We start from the raw sequence: 13,515 nt of genomic DNA, 5'->3' as shown, positions 1-13,515 counted from the left end.
TGGTCAGTCATGATGGGCTCCTTGGCCGATAGAACGCTTCAAACGTCATCCCTCTCCCCCTCGCTGGGGAAGAAGGTGATTAAACAGGATCGCAGCGGTTGGCGCGAACGGTCTTGCCGTCCTGCTCGACGCGCAGCGAGACGCCCGCCACCGGCGACAGGCGCAGGGTCTGGACGAGGGTCTGGTCGCCGTCCGACGACTGGTTCTCCAGAACCACGCGGATGGCGTCGCCTTCGCCTTCCAAAGTCTCCAGAGCCACCAGCTTGGAGGTGTCCTCATAACCCTTGATCTCATTGGCCGTGATGACGAAGCGCGTGCCGCTCTCGTCCTTGGCGCAACCGTCGTCGCTGTAATCCCAATTGCCGCGATAGCCGACCGGGAAGACCGCTTCGGACGGCTCGCCCGCGCGCGCGGCCGCCTCTTCGGCCGCAGAGACCGGCTCGGTCTGCGGCGTCGCAGCCTCAGACGCGGCTTCGACCGTCGCCGGGGCCTTGGAATCGGCCTGCGATCCGCAGGCCGCGAGCAGCGCGGTCAGGGCGATGAGAGCTGCAGTTTTCTTCATGTCACTGTCCTTGTCGTGCAGATTCTGATCCCACATCGAGATCGCCGACGCGACACTCTCAGCCGCGCGATGCGGCTTCAAGTCGTTTTTTGAACACCGTGCAATTTATCGCCTTACATCCGGAACACGCCGAAGGTCGTCTCCGGGATGGGGGCGTTCAGGCTGGCGCTGATGGCCAGACCCAACACGTCGCGGGTCTGGGCCGGGTCGATGACTCCGTCGTCCCATAGGCGAGCCGTGGCGTAATAGGGGTTACCCTCGTCCTCATACTTCTGGCGGATCGGCGCCTTGAAGGCCTCGGCTTCATCCGGGGTCCATGTGTCCGCGTCGCGGTGGACGGTGGCCAGAACGCTGGCCGCCTGCTCGCCGCCCATGACGCTGATGCGGCTGTTGGGCCAGGTAAAGAGGAAGCGCGGGCTGTAGGCCCGGCCGCACATGCCGTAGTTGCCCGCGCCGAACGACCCGCCGATCAGGACGGTGAACTTGGGCACCTCAGCCGAGGCGACGGCCGTGACCAGCTTGGCGCCGTGCTTGGCGATGCCCTCGGCCTCGTATTTGCCGCCGACCATGAAGCCCGAGATGTTCTGCAGGAACAGCAACGGAATCTTGCGCTTGCAGGCCAGTTCGATGAAGTGCGCGCCCTTCTGGGCGCTTTCCGAGAACAGCACGCCGTTGTTGGCCAGGATGGCGACCGGCTGGCCCCAGATGCGGGCGAAGCCGCACACCAGCGACGTGCCGTACAGCGCCTTGAACTCGTCCAGTTCCGAGCCGTCGACGATGCGGGCGATGACCTCGCGCACGTCATAGGGGGCGCGGACATCCTCAGGGATGATCCCGTACAGTTCGGCCGGGTCATAAGCAGGCGCGCGCGGCTCGCGCACGTCCAGCGGTTGGGGCTTGGTGGTGTTCAGATTGGCGACGATGGAGCGCACGATCTCCAGCGCATGCTCGTCGTTCTCGGCCACATGGTCGACCACGCCGGACTTGCGGCCGTGGGTTTCGGCGCCGCCCAGTTCCTCGGCCGAGATGACCTCGCCGGTCGCGGCCTTCACCAGCGGCGGACCGGCCAGGAAGATGGTGCCCTGATTACGCACGATCACCGTCTCGTCCGACATGGCCGGCACATAGGCGCCGCCCGCCGTGCACGATCCCATGACGCAGGCGATCTGCGGGATCGAGCGCGCGCTCATCCGCGCCTGATTGAAGAAGATGCGGCCGAAATGATCGCGATCCGGAAACACCTCGGCTTGGTGCGGCAGGTTGGCCCCGCCGGAATCGACCAGATAGACGCACGGCAGGTTGTTCTGCTCGGCGATCTCCTGCGCCCGCAGATGCTTCTTCACCGTCATGGGGAAGTAGGCGCCGCCCTTCACCGTCGGGTCGTTGGCGACGATCATCACCTCGCGGCCCGACACCCGGCCAACGCCGCAGATCATGCCCGCGCCGGGGGCTTCGTCGCGATACATGCCGTTGGCGGCCAGTTGGCCGACCTCTAGGAACGGCGAGCCGGGGTCCAGCAGGCGCTCGACCCGGTCGCGCGGCAACAGCTTGCCACGCGCCACATGGCGCTCGCGGCTGGCGTCAGAGCCGCCTCGCGCGGCCTTGGCGACCTTTTCATAAAGCTCGTCCCGCAGGGCGCGATTGTGCGCATCCAGCGTTTTGAAAGCAGGACTGTTGCGATCGACGGCGGAAATCAGCTTGGGCATGCCCAAGGTTTAGGAGGCTTCCGCCTCGGGGGGAAGCCGTTCGGTTCACCGAAGGCGAAATCCACTATATCTCCCCTTCATGGCCCCGCTTCGACCGGACACGCTCGCCGCCGCCCTGTCACGCGCCTTCGAGGAGGCGCGGGACAGCCGCGCCAGCTGGTTCGCCCTGACGCGAGGCGAGCGGCTGTTCTCTGTCGGCGATCCGGCCGACACCCTCTATCTTCTGCGCGCCGGGCGTCTGGGCGTCTTCCGCCGCGACGACGCGCGGGTTCCGCAGATGGCCGCCGTCATCAAACCCGGCGAGCCGGTCGGCGAACTGGCCATGCTGGCGGGCACCTCCCACATGTCGGACGTGGTCGCCCTGCGCGACAGCGACGTTCTGGCCCTGCCGCGCGAAGCCTTCTTCGACGCCGCGCGCAACGACCCCATGCTGATGTCCGAGCTGGGCCAGATCATGCTGAGCCGCGCCCGCGAGCGCAGCGGCGGCGCGGAACCGAACGTCTTCGGCTTCGTCTCGGCCCGCGACAGGCCGATCCGCGCCTTCGTCGAGCGCGTGGCCCGCGCGATCGAGGCCCAGGGCAGCACCTGCCACGTCATCGACAGCTCGGCCCTGGCCTCGGCCGCCGAATGGTTCTCTCGGGTTGAAGACGCCCACGACTACGTCCTCTACGTCGCCGAGACGGACGAACCGAACTGGGCCGCCCTGTGCGCGCGCCAGGTGGACCGGCTGTTCCTGGTCGGGGCCGCCGACCGGCCGCCGCCCCCTGCCCCGCCGGTCGCCGACGACTGGGACGACGCAGGCCAGCGCACCGATCTGATCCTGCTGCGCGACCCGCGGATGCCGCGCCCCAGCAACACCCGCGCCTGGCTGGACGCGCTAAAGCCCGGCCGCTGGTTCCACGCGGTCGAAGGCCTGTTCGACGACACGGCGCGGATCGCGCGCCTGATCACCGGCTCGGCCGTGGGCGTGGTGCTGTCCGGCGGCGGCGCCCGCGCCTACGCCCACATCGGCGCGCTGAAGGCTCTGCGCGAGGCGGGCACGCCCATCGACTTCATCGGCGGGGCTTCCATGGGGGCGGTCATCGCCGCGGGGCCCGCCCTGGGCTGGTCGGACGAAGAGTTGGAGCATCACATCCGACAGGCCTTCGTCCTGGCCGATCCCCTGGCCGACATCGCGCCGCCCATTATCGCCATGACACACGCTCGCAAGGTCAAGGCGCTGATGAAGGAGGCCTTCGGCGATGTGCAGATGGAGGACATGCTGCTGCCCTTCTTCGCCGTCTCGACCAATCTGACCTCGGGCAAGCTGGAGGTGCATCGCGAAGGCATGCTGCGTCACGCCCTGCGCGCCTCCATCTCCCTGCCCGGCGTCATGCCCCCGGTGGTGATGAACGGTCAGGTGCTGGTCGACGGCGCCGTGCTGCGAAACTTCCCCAGCGACGTCATGCGGCGGCTTAACAGAGGCCCCGTGGTCGGCGTCGACGTATCGCAATCACGCGGCGTCGACCCCAAGGCTCTGGAGGATCCTCCCTCCTGGTGGCGCTGGATCCTGTCGGGCGCGTGGAAGCGCGGCCCCCCGATCGTCTCGATCCTGATTCGTTCGGCCACCCTGTCCAGCGAGGCCGAACGAATGCAGGCCCGCGCCGAGACGGACCTGCTGATCCTGCCCACGCTCGACGGCGTGGATATCCGCGACTGGAAAGCCTATGAACCGGGCGTCGCGGCTGGATATGAGGCCGCCCGCGCGGCCCTCGACAGTCTCAACGGATCGGTCGAGACTCTGCACCGCCGTCGCCGGACCGGCGCGCCAAAAGAAACAGTCGAGGAAATGGCAGAAGAGTCCTTCCCTCAGGACGTCGTGGAAACGCCTCGCCCAACACCTGAGCCAGGCACGCCAGAAAGGCGTCGCGGTTGGCTGGGTCTTCGCAAAGCGCGGTCAGATAAGGCCTGAGGGCCGTGCCCTTCATCCACTCCAGCACGGCGTTCTCGCCGTCCAAGACGTGGAGATAGGTCGTCGACCAGACGTCGACCTCCTCGCACAGGTCCGCCATCGCGTCGTAATAGGCCTCGGCCGCCAGCAGCGGCTGGATGGTGTCGACGCCCTTCAGGCGCGCGCTCCACGGGCCGTCCGCCGCCGTCTGGCGCATCAGGGTGTGGTGCCGCGTCTCCCAGGCCATCGGCATCTGCACCGCCAGCACCCCGTCCGGCGCCAGCGCCTCGGTCAGCCGCCGAAACAGCTCCGCATGATCCGGCGCCCACTGCAGCGAGGCGTTGGCCAGGATCAGATCCACCGGGGCGGCGGGCTTCCAGGCCTCAAGGTCGCCCTGCACCCAGTCCACATCATCGGGCAGGCCCCGCGCCTGTTCCAGCATGGCGGCGCTCGAATCCAGCCCATGCACCCGCGCATCCGGCCAGCGCCGTTTCAACAGGGCCGCATGCTGGCCCGTGCCGCAACCGATGTCCCAGATCTCATGCGGGTCCAGATCGTCTGGAAGCTGCGACAGCAGATCGATGGCCGCGCGATCGCGCTGGCGCTCGAAACGGTTGTATTGCTGGGGATCCCACGCCGGCGACGTCATCGTCATACTTCTCCCTCGATCTTCGCAAGAAGCGATTCGAGGGAGAATGGTACAGCCTCTCAGGATTGAACTGAGGACCTCCGGCTCCACAAACCGGCGCTCTAACCAGCTGAGCTAAGGCTGCACATCTCTGCGCGAGGGCGGTTCTCTAGCGGGCCTCGCCGTCGGGGGCAAGCGGCCATTTCGTCCTCGCGCAGGATTTTATGTTTTATCCCCGTCAGTTCCAACCGCGGCTGGCGATATACTGCTGAAGTTGCATCAAACGGGTCTGGTCCGACGGGTGGGTTGAGGCGAACTCCGGCGTCCCCGACTGCCGTCCTTCGGCCATGGCGCGCCACAGGGCCAGCGATTCCGACGGCTTGTACCCGGCCGCTGCCATGTAATCGACGCCCAGCCGATCCGCCTCCAGCTCGTGGCTGCGGGAGAACGGCAACAGGACGCCCAATTGCGCGCCCATGCCGCCAAAGGCCTGAACCGCCTGGCTGTAGTCCCCGGCCTGGCTCTGAACGGCGCCCAGAATCAGGCCCGTCGTCTGGGTGGTCGAGGCGCGCTCGGCGGCGTGACGGGCGATGACGTGGCCGACCTCGTGACCGATCACGGCCGCCAGCTGGTCGTCGTTCTTGGCGATGGCCAACAGCCCCGTCGTCACCCCCATATGGCCCGACGGCAGGACGAAGGCGTTCGGCGTGGAATCGTCGAAGACCGCATACTCCCAATGGCGGTTGGTCAGATTCGCGGCCTGGACGATGCGATCGCCCACTCGGCGCACCCGGGCGTTCTGCGCCGCATTGTTCGACACCTTCTGCGTCCGCAGCGTCTCGGCCCAGGCCGCCTGCGACTGCTGGACCAGCACGCCGTCGTCGATGAAGACCAGCTGATTGCGGCCCAGGGCCTCATTATAGGCGCAGGCGCCGATCCCAGCGCCCAAGACGCCAGTGGTGATCGCCAAGGCGAGCATAAGGGGCTTGCGAGACATCGATCCTCCGGAACAGTTCAGGGCCATAATGCACAGGCGGGCCGCCCGGCTCCATGCCTGACGCCGCAAAGTGCGTTCCATCGTCCATTCATCGAACCTCAGCGTCCGGGCTTCAGCACATGAAAAAAGCGCCCCGAGGCGAAACCTCGAGGCGCTTCTTTTCGTTCAGTGCGTTCGCACGCTTAGTCCAGGTTAAACGGCACCCGAACCACGAACTTGGCGTTCGTTGCAGCGCCATCGACCGTGCGAGGCGAAAGCTGCCCGCGTTGGACGATGCGAATGGCCGCAGAGCCGAAGCCCATGCCCGACGGCTCTTCCGAGACGACGCGGCAACCTTCGGGCTTCCCGCTCGGGGTCACCGTGCATTCGACCGTGGCCGAACCGCCCACGCCGCGATCAAGAGCGCGTTGCGGGAAGTCCCGTTCAGTCGGACGCGGCGGGCGAGCCCACTGCGGGTTGGTGATGACCGAAGGACGCGGCGGCGCGGGCGGCGCCGGCGGAGGCGGAGGACCAGGGACGATCACGGGCGGGCCCGTGTATTCGACGCGGTCTTCCTTCTTCGTCGGCTCGATCGGCAAGGTCACCGGCGGCGGAGGCGCCGAGGTGTTGACGACCGGCTCGCGCACCTGAAGCTTCGGCGGCGGAGGCGTATCCGGCGGCGGCGGCGGCGGCGGCGGAGGCGGAGGCGGCGGAGGCGGGGCCTCCATCAACTCCACGTCCACAGCCTCGTCCACGTAGTTGAACTCTTGGAGTTCGAACTTGCTCTTGTACAGGTAGACACCTGCAAGAACGTGGACGATCACCGAGACGCCGATCCCGACCATCGCACCCGTCGAGAGTTTCTTCTTCTTGGGTGCGTCAAGCAGAGGGTCGCGGTGCTCGTGAGGTTCAGCAGTCATGCTTTGAGTCACGCCCCCTACGATTGATCTTCGCCAACCAGGGCGACACTGTAAAAACCATTATCCTGCAAGGCGTTCATGACCTGCATGAAGTCCCCGTAACGCGTCTGCTGGTCAGCGCGGATAAAGATCCGCTCTTCGTCCGGATTACGCGTTCCGATTTGGGTCCTCAGGTCATCGCCCAGAGCGGCGACCGACGTCGGGAAATCGCCCACGTACACTTCGCCGCCATTCTGGATGGAGATGAAGACGGGCTTGGGCGGATTGACGGCCGGCGGAGCGACGGCGCGTGGAAGTGTCACCGGCACCGACACGGTGGCGAGCGGAGCCGCCACCATGAAGATGATGAGGAGAACCAGCATAATGTCCACGAAAGGCGTGACATTGATTTCGCTGTTCGCCTCGACGGTGTACTTGCCGCCGCCGGAACCGGAAAGTTTGGCGGCCATCCGTCTTACGCCCCCTTGTCGAGTTGACGCGAGATCGAGTTCATCAGCTCGGCGTTGAAGCCGTCAGCACGAGCGCCGTACGAAGCGATGCGGGTGTTGAAGTAGTTATAGAAGATAACCGCCGGGATAGCCGCGAACAGACCGATGCCGGTAGCCAGCAGGGCTTCAGCGATACCCGGAGCAACGACGGCCAGGTTGGTGGTGTTCGACTCGGCGATGCCGATGAACGAGTTCATGATGCCGTAAACGGTGCCGAACAGACCGATGAACGGACCGCCCGAACCGACCGAGGCCAGGAACTGCTGGCCGCCCGACAGGCGGATACCCATGCCGCCCTGCACGGCGCCGACGGCGTTGCCGGCGCGAGCGACGGTGGTATCGCGGTGAGCGCCCGTCACATCAAGACCGGCTTGACGCGACAGTTCGATTTCGCCGGTGGCCGCCGCGGCCATGTCAGCCAGCGGGTTGCCGTCGAACTCTTCCGAGGTGGCCAGGCGACGGATGTCGGCCAGGTTGCGAGCACCGCGGTACTCTTCCAGGAAGCGGTTGGTCTTCTTGGTCAGCGAGCTGAACTCAACCAGTTTGATGAGCAGCAGCGTCCAGGAGAAGATCGAGGCCAGGACCAGGCCTGCCATCACGACCTTAACGACCGGGTGCGCCATCATGAACATGGCGATCGGGGTCAGGCCCGCACCGCCGTGACCGCCGGCGGCGGCTTCTTCAGCGGGGGCTTCAGCAGCTGCGTCTGCAGCCGGGGCGGCGGCGTCGGCGGCCGGAGCGGCGGCGTCAGCGGCGGCGGGAGCCGAAGCGGCGGCCGGGGCAGCCGGTGCGGCCGCGTCCTGCGCCAGAACCGGCGAGCTCGCCATCAGGACGGCGGCGCCGGCCATTGCGAGGAGGATATTCGTCTTCTTGCTATCGAGCATGTTTCGCCAGTTCCTGCTTTGGTCTGACTCGTGGAACCCAAAACCCAAGCCGCGTCAGTCGGCTGGGCCTTTACCGTGAAATTTTCCTTCCGCCGGAATTTCTCCCCCGCCGGTCGGCGCCGCATTCTTACGAAACATCCTGAGACGCTTTGCAGACTGGAGCGATGGAACCATACCCCCCCGTCCACAGCCTGCAAGCAAGAATGCGGTTAAGTCCCTTTGACGAACGGCTATCGGAGCGTCAAGGGCGGAAAATAGCTTTTCACCCCGCGCGCCTCGCCCCCGAGGCAGAGACGCATAAATATTCCATTTGAATGAAATATAACGGCAACAAAAATGCCAATGCAGAGAATGTTAAGGAATGTTTAGGCCCATGACGATTTTTCGGCTTTTTCAAGGCCGAGACGAATAATCATCATGTGAGGGGAAAGTGGTGCCTGGAGGCGGATTCGAACCACCGACACGCGGATTTTCAATCCGCTGCTCTACCAACTGAGCTATCCAGGCGTCGCTTTGCGTCGCGAGAGGCGGCTCTATAGGCGAGCCCGAACGGGCTGTCCAGACGCCAATTCACTCAATTCCGCGATCTTTTTCATCATCGTGCGCATCTTCGACCGGAATGGCGTAGCCGCCGGTGAACCAACGCTGCAGATCGATGTCGGCGCAACGCTTGGAGCAGAAGGGCTTGTAGGCGGCGACGGCCTCGGCGCGACGGCAAATGGGGCATTGGGCCATGCTCAGCCCTCCTTGATCTCGAACACGCCCGGCGCGGCGTCCGGGCGGATGTGGGCGCGCGGCCCTAGCTGCGCCACCCAGGGGGACAGGATCGCCGCTGACGTCGAACTACAGTGCAGCGTCAGGCGCGGCGCGGCGCGATCCGTCAGCAAGGCGAGGCGCAGGCGACGCAGGGCGCCGATCTCCAGCGCCCCCGGCGCCGCAAATCGTTCATCGGCAGGCGTACGCCCCCACGGCAAAGACAATTGCAGCAGGCCGAACCGGCTGAGCGGCCCGATCGCCGCTCCGTTGTGATCGGCGAACGCCTGGCGCGCCATGGATAGAGTGGTCTCTGGATGCAGGCCGACGCCCACTAGGTCGATGGCGACCAGACCGCCCCACCCTTTCAGCGCCAGCAACCGCGCCGTCTGGCGCAGGCCCTCGCGATTCACCGCCTCGCGCCCCTTGCGGGAATCTCGACCGGCGGCTGGCGCGTAGTCAATGTCGACCGCGATCAGGGCGCGCGTCCGCTGCACGGCCAGGTCCAGACCCACGCCTGGTTCGATCACGCCGCCGGACAAGGCTTCTTCTTCAGCCTCCAGCGCCGCATGAATCGCCTCGGCGCCCGTGGACACAGGCACGCCCGGCGCCAGCATGTTCAGAATGGCGGCGACGTCGGGTCCGGCCTCCAGCAGACGCAGCTCTCCGCCCGCTTCTCCCAGGCGGCGCAAGACCGGCCCCTTGCGCTCGCGCGGCTCGGCCGTGACCAAAAGTTCAAGCTTGGCGCCTTCCGCCGGACGATCCGCCTTGCCCAACGGCAGAAAGCCGAACGGCTCGCCGCAGCCCAGGTCGATGAAGGCCCCGTGCAGGCCAGGCGCCAGGCGCGCCACACGGCCGACGACGCGAGCCCCCAGGCGATGCTCAGGCCGATCGTCGTCTCTATGTATAATGAGGGCGCAGGCGCGGCCGCCGCGAAAGACCATGCCACGGGTCTCGCCCGGAGCCGCGTCCAGGAAGACCTTGACATCGGCCATCAGGCGGCCTCGCCTCTCCAGCCTGCGCCGCGCAAGAGATTCGCCGCCTCATACAGAGGCAGGCCCATGACGGCGGGGTGGCTGCCGACGATTCGGGTGATGAAGGCGGCGGCCCGGCCCTGAATGCCGTAGCCCCCGGCCTTGCCGCGCCATTCGCCCGAAGCGACATAGGCGGCGATCTCGTCCAGCGACAACGGCTTGAAGCTGACGCGGGTGTCGACCACGCGCCAGGACGTGCGCCCGCCGCAGATCACGGCCACACCGGTGAAGACACGATGATTGCGCCCGGACAGCAGCTTCAGGAAGCGGATCGCCTCCGCCTCGTCAGCGGGTTTTTCCAGCAGGCGGCGCCCCACGGCCACCACGGTGTCAGCCGCCAGGACCACGTCATCGGGATGACGTTCGGCCACGACCGCCGCCTTGGAGCAGGCCAGACGCTGGGCCAGGCGCGGCGGCGTCTCGGCCTTCTGGGGCGTTTCGTCAATATCGGCGGGATCGACCAGATCGGGCGCAATGCCGATCTGCGCCAGCAATTCGATGCGGCGCGGGCTTGACGAGGCCAGAATCAACCTCGGAGCCGAAGCGTCAGGACGCGACACGCGCGTCCTTACTTGAAGCGGTAGGTGATGCGACCCTTGGTCAGGTCATAGGGCGTCATTTCGACCAGCACCTTGTCGCCGGCCAGCACCCGGATGCGGTTCTTGCGCATCTTGCCCGCAGTGTGGGCGATGATCTCATGATCGTTTTCCAGCGTCACGCGGAACGTCGCATTCGGCAGCAGTTCGCTGACCACGCCGGGGAATTCCAGCAGTTCTTCCTTAGCCATGCGGCCTCTCTCGCCCGTGTGAACAGCTACGGGCCCGCGCCGAGCGTGAGCGCGAGCCGTGAAAGTGAGGGCGCCTAATGCACCAAAACGCTTAGATAGTCGAGTTCAGCCCCGACGGTAGAGGGCGCAGACCAGGGTGAAGAGCCGGCGCGCCGTCTCCTGGTCGATCTCCACCTTGCCGTCCAGCCGGGTTTTCAGCAGGGCGGCCCCTTCATTGTGCAGCCCCCGCCGCCCCATATCGACCGACTCGATCTGGCTGGGCGACGAGCCGCGCAGGGCCTCGTAGTAGCTTTCGCAGATCAGGCCGTAGTCACGGATCACCGTCTTCATCGGCGTCAGCGACAGGACATGCGTCCGGCTGAAATCCGGTCCGGCGATATCGAAGGCCAGACGATTATCCTGCGACGAGAGGGCCAGGGTGTAAGGACCGCCCGCCGCGCCGTCCGGGATGAAACTGTTCTGTTCAACCAGATCGAAGATAGCGACCCGGCGCTGATGCTCGATCTCGGCCGTCGCGGCCGGCAGGGAGGCGTTGTCGATCTCGATCGCGGTCAGCTTGTGCGGTCCGCTCATTGCGCCGCTCCGCCCAGATGGGTCGGCGCCACCCGCGCGGGCCAGCGTTCGGAAAGGTCGGTCAGCACCGCATCCAGGCACTCCACGTCGATCCGCAGATCGCCGCCGCCCGCGAACATCATCATCACCTGACCGCCCGGCGCCTCGGTCGGCAGGAAGTCGAGCGCCAACAGCTCCAGCGCCGCCTCGGGCAGGCGCGGCAGACGGCGGCTCTTGACCGCCTGGACGTCGCCGAACTGCATGGCCGCCATGACGCGCGTGCCGCCGCATTCCCAGCAGAAGCGCGACAGGACGACGGTCAGGCGCCGCGCCTCCTTCTCCCAGCGGATGTCGACCGGACGCATGATGGCGTCCTGAAGCGCGGCCGAGATGATCTGCAGGTCGTCCGCGTCCTCGGCCAGCAGGCGCAGCGGCGTCATCGGCGCCAGGCTTTCGCCCGCAGCGCCTTCGTCCGCCACCTCGTCGGTCAGGGTCGAGATCGGTTCGCCGTCAGTGCTCATCGCCCTCCCCCTTGATCCGTCGGACATCGGCGCCGCAGGCGCCCAGCTTCTCTTCCATCCGCTCGAAACCGCGATCCAGGTGATAGACGCGGCCGACCGTCGTCTCACCTTCGGCCACAAGACCGGCGATGACCAGAGACATGGAGGCGCGAAGATCCGTCGCCATGACCGGCGCGCCCTTCAACCCCTCGACGCCGCGCACCACGGCCTCGCCCGCATGGACGGCGATGTCCGCGCCCAGGCGCGCCAGTTCCGGCGCGTGCATGAAACGGTTCTCGAAGATGTTCTCGTGGATGACGCTTTCGCCCTCGGCCGTCGTCATCAGCGCCATGAACTGCGCCTGCAGGTCGGTGGCGAAGCCCGGATAGATCTCGGTCGTGACGTTGACCGCCTTCAGCCGCTGCGTCGGGTCGCGACGCACGATCAGGCCGTCCTGCGTCGGTTCGATCTCGACGCCCGCCTCGACCATCTTGTCGGTCAGGGCGGTGATCAGGTCAGCGCGGCCCTTGGTCAGGCGCACCTCGCCCCCCGCCATCGCCGCAGCAAGGGCATAGGAGCCCATCTCGATTCGATCGGGAATCACCGACCAGGTCGCGCCCGACAGGGACGAGACGCCGGTGATCGTCAGCACGTCCGTATCCAGGCCCTCGATCTTGGCGCCCATGGCGATCAGGCAGCGGGCCAGGTCGCCGATTTCCGGCTCACGCGCCGCACGCTTCAGCACCGTCGTCCCATCCGCCAGCACGGCGGCCAGCAGGGCGTGCTCGGTCGCGCCGACCGAGACGAAGGGAAACTCGATCTCGGCCCCGCGCAGGCCCTTGGGCGCGGTGGCGCTGACATAGCCCTCTTCCAGCTCGATCGCCGCGCCCATGGCCGTCAGGGCCTGAAGGTGCAGATCGACCGGCCGCGCGCCGATGGTGCAGCCGCCCGGCAGGGAGACCTTGGCGTTCCCCGTGCGCGCCAGCAGCGGCCCCAGCACGTTGAACGAGGCCCGCATCTGACGCACCAGGTCATAGGGGGCGAAGGTCGAGGTCAGCTCCGGCGCGTGGAACAGGGTCTCCTGCCCGTCCGCCCCGTCGCGCTCGGTCACCTCCACGCCGAACTGGCGCAGCAGCTGGCCCAGGAATCGCGTGTCCGCCAGACGCGGCATATTCGTCAGCAGCAGGGGCTGATCCGTCAGGATCGACGCCGCCATCAGCTTGATCGCCGAGTTCTTGGCCCCGCTGACCGGAATCGAGCCGTTAAGGCGGTTGCCGCCGTGAATGACGATGCTGTCCATGGGTGTCGGGGAAGTCCTGGGAGGCCCGGACCCCTACGGCCCGGCGAACCGGTTATCTAGCAAGCCGGACGGCGCCCGCGAAAGGCCGTAACGTCGCAAGACTGATGACTTTCAGTTGCTTTCGCTCGGCGGCCGCGTCCCGCCCGCGCCCGGCGCCTTTCGGCGGCGCAGATTCGTGCGCAAGGCGGCCGCCAGACGCGCCGCGCGCTCGGCCTTGGCCAAGGCTGCGGGGCTGGCGGAAGGGGGCGAGGCGACGTCAGCGCCCGTCTCGTCTGCGTCTTTGGTCGGCTTATCCATGACGGCAGCAGACCGTGTGCAAAGATTTTGATCAAGCGTGCATTTTTGGCTTGGCCCGGCCGAAACCTTTGGCTATACGGCCGCTTCCTCAGTGACCCGCCGCCGTAGCTCAGTGGTAGAGCGCATCCTTGGTAAGGCTGAGGTCGGCAGTTCAATCCTGCCCGGCGGCACCACACTGACCCCTTGGATTTACAAGGG

The 13,515-nt window shown here is 66.5% G+C and carries 15 protein-coding genes, 3 tRNA genes and 1 pseudogene; 2 read left to right on the top strand and 17 right to left on the bottom strand.

Annotated elements, in window-relative coordinates; translation table 11 throughout:
- Positions 1-79 precede the first annotated feature (79 nt).
- Positions 80-562 carry a hypothetical protein gene (locus tag ACU5AP_RS15285; protein ID WP_128719781.1) on the bottom strand — a complete coding sequence of 161 codons (483 nt, stop codon included), beginning with the start codon at positions 560-562 and terminating at the stop codon, positions 80-82.
- Between the two features lie 113 nt (positions 563-675).
- Positions 676-2,268, bottom strand: coding sequence for a carboxyl transferase domain-containing protein (locus ACU5AP_RS15280; RefSeq protein ID WP_003164353.1), 1,593 nt, complete (start codon positions 2,266-2,268; stop codon positions 676-678).
- Between the two features lie 79 nt (positions 2,269-2,347).
- Here ACU5AP_RS15280 and ACU5AP_RS15275 point away from each other — a divergent pair, with 79 nt between their 5' ends.
- On the top strand, positions 2,348-4,219 hold the full coding sequence (locus ACU5AP_RS15275; protein WP_446681466.1) for a patatin-like phospholipase family protein: 1,872 nt from the start codon (positions 2,348-2,350) through the stop codon (positions 4,217-4,219).
- A 229-nt stretch (positions 4,220-4,448) separates the two neighbouring features.
- Here ACU5AP_RS15275 and ACU5AP_RS15270 read toward each other — a convergent pair.
- The 15 genes and pseudogenes from ACU5AP_RS15270 to ACU5AP_RS15200 form a co-directional block, all read right to left on the bottom strand.
- A pseudogene (locus ACU5AP_RS15270) lies at positions 4,449-4,847 on the bottom strand (methyltransferase domain-containing protein); the annotation flags it as partial.
- 47 nt (positions 4,848-4,894) lie between these two features.
- Positions 4,895-4,971: transfer RNA gene (locus ACU5AP_RS15265), tRNA-His, on the bottom strand.
- A 93-nt stretch (positions 4,972-5,064) separates the two neighbouring features.
- Complete coding sequence (locus tag ACU5AP_RS15260) at positions 5,065-5,823, bottom strand: M48 family metallopeptidase (protein ID WP_164918010.1); 759 nt, start codon at positions 5,821-5,823, stop codon at positions 5,065-5,067.
- 182 nt (positions 5,824-6,005) lie between these two features.
- On the bottom strand, positions 6,006-6,722 hold the full coding sequence (locus ACU5AP_RS15255; protein ID WP_128719779.1) for an energy transducer TonB: 717 nt from the start codon (positions 6,720-6,722) through the stop codon (positions 6,006-6,008).
- A 17-nt stretch (positions 6,723-6,739) separates the two neighbouring features.
- On the bottom strand, positions 6,740-7,171 hold the full coding sequence (locus tag ACU5AP_RS15250) for an ExbD/TolR family protein (protein ID WP_040345002.1): 432 nt from the start codon (positions 7,169-7,171) through the stop codon (positions 6,740-6,742).
- Between the two features lie 5 nt (positions 7,172-7,176).
- Positions 7,177-8,094, bottom strand: coding sequence for a MotA/TolQ/ExbB proton channel family protein (locus tag ACU5AP_RS15245; RefSeq protein ID WP_046653025.1), 918 nt, complete (start codon positions 8,092-8,094; stop codon positions 7,177-7,179).
- 431 nt (positions 8,095-8,525) lie between these two features.
- Positions 8,526-8,601 (bottom strand) — tRNA-Phe (locus ACU5AP_RS15240).
- Between the two features lie 63 nt (positions 8,602-8,664).
- Positions 8,665-8,829 carry a DNA gyrase inhibitor YacG gene (locus tag ACU5AP_RS15235; RefSeq protein ID WP_076224790.1) on the bottom strand — a complete coding sequence of 55 codons (165 nt, stop codon included), beginning with the start codon at positions 8,827-8,829 and terminating at the stop codon, positions 8,665-8,667.
- Between the two features lie 2 nt (positions 8,830-8,831).
- Complete coding sequence (locus tag ACU5AP_RS15230) at positions 8,832-9,842, bottom strand: ribonuclease E/G (RefSeq protein WP_128719778.1); 1,011 nt, start codon at positions 9,840-9,842, stop codon at positions 8,832-8,834.
- The gene (locus ACU5AP_RS15225) at positions 9,842-10,441 is read right to left on the bottom strand and encodes a Maf family protein (protein ID WP_128719777.1); all 600 of its coding nucleotides are present in this window, start codon (positions 10,439-10,441) and stop codon (positions 9,842-9,844) included. The genes ACU5AP_RS15230 and ACU5AP_RS15225 overlap by 1 nt, the downstream gene beginning before the upstream one ends.
- A gap of 8 nt (positions 10,442-10,449) precedes the next feature.
- Positions 10,450-10,668, bottom strand: coding sequence for a translation initiation factor IF-1 (gene infA / locus ACU5AP_RS15220; protein WP_003164348.1), 219 nt, complete (start codon positions 10,666-10,668; stop codon positions 10,450-10,452).
- A gap of 105 nt (positions 10,669-10,773) precedes the next feature.
- Positions 10,774-11,241, bottom strand: coding sequence for a UPF0262 family protein (locus tag ACU5AP_RS15215; RefSeq protein WP_003164346.1), 468 nt, complete (start codon positions 11,239-11,241; stop codon positions 10,774-10,776).
- Positions 11,238-11,741 (bottom strand): DUF2948 family protein, encoded by a 504-nt coding sequence (locus ACU5AP_RS15210; RefSeq protein WP_128719776.1) that lies wholly within the window; start codon positions 11,739-11,741, stop codon positions 11,238-11,240. Before ACU5AP_RS15210 ends, ACU5AP_RS15215 begins: the two co-directional genes overlap by 4 nt.
- Complete coding sequence (gene murA, locus ACU5AP_RS15205; RefSeq protein WP_128116546.1) at positions 11,731-13,020, bottom strand: UDP-N-acetylglucosamine 1-carboxyvinyltransferase; 1,290 nt, start codon at positions 13,018-13,020, stop codon at positions 11,731-11,733. The genes ACU5AP_RS15210 and murA overlap by 11 nt, the downstream gene beginning before the upstream one ends.
- Positions 13,021-13,131: 111 nt before the next feature.
- Entirely contained in the window at positions 13,132-13,317 is a 186-nt protein-coding gene (locus ACU5AP_RS15200; RefSeq protein WP_046653020.1) for a hypothetical protein, read from the bottom strand.
- Positions 13,318-13,415: 98 nt separating this feature from the next.
- On the opposite strand from ACU5AP_RS15200, the gene ACU5AP_RS15195 reads away from it, so the two are divergent.
- Positions 13,416-13,490: transfer RNA gene (locus ACU5AP_RS15195), tRNA-Thr, on the top strand.
- The last annotated feature ends 25 nt before the right edge of the window (positions 13,491-13,515 follow it).

This window comes from Brevundimonas sp. RM1, assembly GCF_052907225.1.
This window is presented reverse-complemented; position numbering and strand designations above follow the sequence as displayed.

Excerpts from the sequence above, each read along its gene's own strand:
- murA (WP_128116546.1), bottom strand. The coding sequence starts at position 13,020 with ATGGACAGCATCGTCATTCACGGCGGCAACCGCCTTAACGGCTCGATT.
- ACU5AP_RS15285 (WP_128719781.1), bottom strand. The coding sequence starts at position 562 with ATGAAGAAAACTGCAGCTCTCATCGCCCTGACCGCGCTGCTCGCGGCC.
- ACU5AP_RS15255 (WP_128719779.1), bottom strand. The coding sequence starts at position 6,722 with ATGACTGCTGAACCTCACGAGCACCGCGACCCTCTGCTTGACGCACCC.
- ACU5AP_RS15230 (WP_128719778.1), bottom strand. The coding sequence starts at position 9,842 with ATGGCCGATGTCAAGGTCTTCCTGGACGCGGCTCCGGGCGAGACCCGT.
- infA (WP_003164348.1), bottom strand. The coding sequence starts at position 10,668 with ATGGCTAAGGAAGAACTGCTGGAATTCCCCGGCGTGGTCAGCGAACTG.
- ACU5AP_RS15275 (WP_446681466.1), top strand. The coding sequence starts at position 2,348 with ATGGCCCCGCTTCGACCGGACACGCTCGCCGCCGCCCTGTCACGCGCC.
- ACU5AP_RS15250 (WP_040345002.1), bottom strand. The coding sequence starts at position 7,171 with ATGGCCGCCAAACTTTCCGGTTCCGGCGGCGGCAAGTACACCGTCGAG.
- ACU5AP_RS15200 (WP_046653020.1), bottom strand. The coding sequence starts at position 13,317 with ATGGATAAGCCGACCAAAGACGCAGACGAGACGGGCGCTGACGTCGCC.
- ACU5AP_RS15245 (WP_046653025.1), bottom strand. The coding sequence starts at position 8,094 with ATGCTCGATAGCAAGAAGACGAATATCCTCCTCGCAATGGCCGGCGCC.
- ACU5AP_RS15210 (WP_128719776.1), bottom strand. The coding sequence starts at position 11,741 with ATGAGCACTGACGGCGAACCGATCTCGACCCTGACCGACGAGGTGGCG.
- ACU5AP_RS15260 (WP_164918010.1), bottom strand. The coding sequence starts at position 5,823 with ATGTCTCGCAAGCCCCTTATGCTCGCCTTGGCGATCACCACTGGCGTC.
- ACU5AP_RS15280 (WP_003164353.1), bottom strand. The coding sequence starts at position 2,268 with ATGCCCAAGCTGATTTCCGCCGTCGATCGCAACAGTCCTGCTTTCAAA.
- ACU5AP_RS15235 (WP_076224790.1), bottom strand. The coding sequence starts at position 8,829 with ATGGCCCAATGCCCCATTTGCCGTCGCGCCGAGGCCGTCGCCGCCTAC.
- ACU5AP_RS15215 (WP_003164346.1), bottom strand. The coding sequence starts at position 11,241 with ATGAGCGGACCGCACAAGCTGACCGCGATCGAGATCGACAACGCCTCC.